This is a genomic window from Nocardioides sp. P5_C9_2 (assembly GCF_054049555.1).
In genome coordinates, this window is record NZ_JBFUMD010000468.1 from 1 (window position 1) to 3,041 (window position 3,041).

A 3,041-nucleotide genomic window follows, 5' to 3' on the forward strand; every position below is an offset into this window, starting at 1 on the left:
GCCGCGACCGGCGTGGCGGGGTCGGCGGCCTGGGCCGGAGCGAGCGCGGCCGGCAGGGTCGCGGCGCCCAGCGCCAGCGCGGCCAGGGTGGTCATCGTGATCTTCACGTGTGGTCCTTCCCGAGGGGGTGACGAATCCCGTGAAGTCTCATGGGCTCGACCCCTCCCCGGAAGGGCGACGCTGGGTCAGGTCTGTGCATCGCACAAACTCGCAGGACTCACTCGAGGTCGAGCACGTGCTCCAGTCCCACGGTGAGTCCCGGCCGGTCGCCGATCGCCCGGAGGCCGGTCAGCACCCCCGGCGTGAACGACGAGCGGTGCAGCGAGTCGTGGCGGATCGTGAGCGTCTCCCCCAGGCCGCCGAGGATCACCTCCTGGTGGGCGACCAGCCCACGGATGCGCAGCCCGTGCACGCGCACGCCGTCGACGTCGGCGCCCCGTGCCCCGTCCAGGCCGGTCGAGGTGGCGTCGGGCATCGGGGCGCTGCCGGCCTCGCGGCGGGCGGCGGCGATGAGCTCGGCCGTACGCCGCGCCGTGCCGGACGGAGCGTCGGCCTTGTCCGGGTGGTGCAGCTCGACGACCTCGACGGACTCGAAGAACGGGGCCGCCTGCGCGGCGAAGCGCATCATCAGGATCGCGCCGATGGAGAAGTTGGGCGCGATCAGCACCCCGGTGTCCGGGGCGTCGGCCAGCCACCCCCGCAGCTGCTCGAGGCGCCCCTCGTCGAAACCGGTGGTGCCCACCAYGGCGTCGATGCCGTGCTCGATGCAGAACCGCAGGTTGTCCATCACCACGTCGGGGTGGGTGAAGTCCACCACCGCTCGCGCCCCCGCCTCGACCAGGGCGCCGATGTCGTCGCCGGCGTCTATCCGCGCCACGAGCTTCATGCCGACGGCCTCCTCGACCGCCGTACAGACCTCCGCGCCGACCTTGCCACGGGCCCCCAGGACTCCGACCAACAGCTGCTCGCTCACGGGTCCAACCTAGCGTCGGAGGCATCCGGAGAGTGGCGGTGGCTGACTCGTGAACGCGCTAGTGGCAGGCTGTCACCCATGCCGTTGCAGACGATCCCGCCCCGCATCCGTTGGGCAGTGGAGCTGATGGACGTCCAACCCCACGACCAGGTGCTCGAGATCGGGTGTGGTCCGGGCGCCGGAGCCGAGCTGATCTGCAGCAAGCTGGAGTCAGGCAAGCTGTTCGCGATCGACCGGTCCGAGTCCGGTGTGGACCGCACCAAGCGCCGCAACCAGAAGGCCGTTGACGAGGGCCGGCTGGTGGTGCGCCAGATCGATCTGGCCACCCTGCGCGTCCCGGTGAAGCGGCTGACGAAGGTCTTCTCCTTCAACGTCAACCTGTTCTGGGTGCGCAACTGCGACGACGAGGTGGCGCTGCTCCACGAGCGCGTCGTGCCCGGCGGAGCGGTCTACCTCTTCTACGAGGCCAACCGTCCCGAGCTGGTCCCCAACATCGTCAAGAAGACCTCCGACACGCTGACCCGCGCCGGCTTCCGCGTCTCGGTGGTCGAGCAGAAGGCGCCCGCCGTCATCGGGATCATCGGCAAGCGCTGACGCTCGCCCTCGGCGGCTCGTCAGGGCGGCCTGGCTCCTCGGGGCGGGGGCGGCTCGGGCCCGGCTCGGGGCGGGCGACTGGCGGCGTACGACATGAGTCTGTTGGTGCCGGGGTGCAACTGGAGGCGTACGACATCGGCCTGCCCGCGCCGGGGTGCAACTGGCGGCGTACGACATCAGCCCGCCGGCGCCGGGGTGCAACTGGCGGCGTACGACAGCTCCGCTCACGGCAGAGGTGCCACTGCCCGCCAGTGACGGACGTGAGCCCCACGCGCTTGAGGAAGGCTGCTCGTCCGGGCGGGGTGTAGAGCGACTCGCGCAGCATGTCGACCCATGGGCGGATGCGAGCCGGGTCGTGCGCTCGCCCCAGCGCCAGGTCAGCGTCGCGAAGCACGCCGACCGGCCGCCGGACGACGTCGGACGCGGTGTACCCCCGGCGAACTCGTCCCAGCGACGTGAGCCGTCGCTCCCTCCGCAGGTCGTCGCGGTGCTCGTCGGGTTCCCGATGGTGGCCTCCGTCGTACTCGTGGTCGGAGGTGGTGCCGACCACGTGGAGGTCGACCCGGGCGACGAGCTCCCCGTCCTCGTCGCGGACCTCCTGCTGGGGTTCGACCCGGACGCCCACTGCGACGTGCAGCAGACGCAGGAGCGTCTCCCACGTGGACTCAGCCCGGCCGTCCACCCGGGACAGGGCGGCCAGGAGGGCCGTGCGTCCCCGCCTCCGGGGCCCGCAGACCGCTCGGAGCTCGACCACGGTCACGTCCTCCGCATGAAGCGCACTGTCGATGAGGACAATCAGGTCGACCGGGGACAGCCACCGGGCGCATGCCAGGAGGGTTTCGGCCGCCGATGCGCACCGGAGGTCACCCACCACCTCGTGCGGAACCGGGTCGGGGTGCCGACTCGTGCGGATCCCGGCGCGCAGAGGCCGTGGGTCGTCGAGCTGCATGGCGACGAAGACGGGCGTGGCCTCTGGCACAGGAGGGAGCTCCCACCCACGGATCCGCGCGGCCGTGAGGGCGGTGAAGCACCCGTGCCGGGGTAGCAGCAGCTGCCATCCGGCGAGGTCCGCGAACCACTCGTCCCGCCCGTCTGTCCCGTCGAGCCGACGCCGATGGACGCCGCGGGTCACCGGCTGGTAGGCCACCCGGCGCGGACAGCCGCGGACCGCGACGGGGGTGAGATCGGGTGGCTCGTCGCGCAAGGACGGGGTGGGGTCGGCCATGGCCCGAGCGTCCGGCTCGCGGCGCCGTCGCAGCGACCGGCACCCGAGCTGCTGTGGAAAGGACCGCACTGCCTGCAGCCTGTGGACGGCTCGCGGGCAGCGTGGCGTGCTGGGGCGCCGTCACCTGGCGGGCGACGACACCCGCATGCCCGGGCACACAGACGTACGCCGCCAGTCTCCCGGCACCCCCGGAACGACCCCCACCACTGGCGGGCGGCGACACCCGCAGGCCCGGGCACACCGTCGTAC

2 protein-coding genes are annotated in these 3,041 nt (G+C 72.3%); one reads left to right on the top strand and one right to left on the bottom strand.

Annotated features, from left to right (window positions below; genetic code table 11):
* Positions 1 to 217: 217 nt before the first annotated feature.
* Entirely contained in the window at positions 218 to 973 is a 756-nt protein-coding gene (gene dapB, locus ACXJKL_RS18245; protein WP_457208419.1) for a 4-hydroxy-tetrahydrodipicolinate reductase, read from the bottom strand.
* A gap of 78 nt (positions 974 to 1,051) precedes the next feature.
* Here dapB and ACXJKL_RS18250 point away from each other — a divergent pair, with 78 nt between their 5' ends.
* Positions 1,052 to 1,567: a class I SAM-dependent methyltransferase gene (locus tag ACXJKL_RS18250; RefSeq protein WP_457208420.1), complete on the top strand. Its 516-nt coding sequence runs from the start codon at positions 1,052 to 1,054 to the stop codon at positions 1,565 to 1,567.
* Positions 1,568 to 3,041 lie beyond the last annotated feature (1,474 nt).

What these genes read in the sequence shown, in the direction of transcription:
- ACXJKL_RS18250 (WP_457208420.1), top strand. Translation starts at nt 1,052, where the DNA reads ATGCCGTTGCAGACGATCCCGCCCCGCATCCGTTGGGCAGTGGAGCTG.